This window comes from Falsihalocynthiibacter sp. S25ZX9 (assembly GCF_041205405.1).
In the GTDB taxonomy this organism is placed as follows: domain Bacteria; phylum Pseudomonadota; class Alphaproteobacteria; order Rhodobacterales; family Rhodobacteraceae; genus Falsihalocynthiibacter; species Falsihalocynthiibacter arcticus.
The window spans coordinates 1-283 of record NZ_JBGFCD010000329.1 but is presented as its reverse complement, the minus strand read 5'-3'; the positions used below and the strand labels follow the sequence as shown (position 1 = coordinate 283).

Genomic DNA, 283 nt, shown 5'->3' with positions numbered 1-283 from the left:
GCCTCCCATTTTTGATCCGCCACATTGGACCAATAAAATTTTCTTCGGAGAGCACAAAACGATTGGCCCCGCCCGCCAAGGCCCAAAGTTCTTGTTCGGCCAATTCCTTAGATTTTGGGGGTGTGTTTGTAAGCAGCCCAAACCGACTCTGGAGCGATTTTTTCGGCCAGCGCAGATCTAAAGGCCCTCTGAATATCACCTTGGATTGCGCCAAGAGGTCCGCATTTGCTTCCAGCGAGTGCTGAAGATGCGTTGTTGCGGTTTTATGCGCGCCCAAATGCAT

General features: G+C 51.2%; 1 pseudogene. It reads right to left on the bottom strand.

The features are described 5' to 3' along the window. Window positions 1-283, bottom strand: a pseudogene (locus AB9F29_RS22450) (hypothetical protein); the annotation flags it as partial.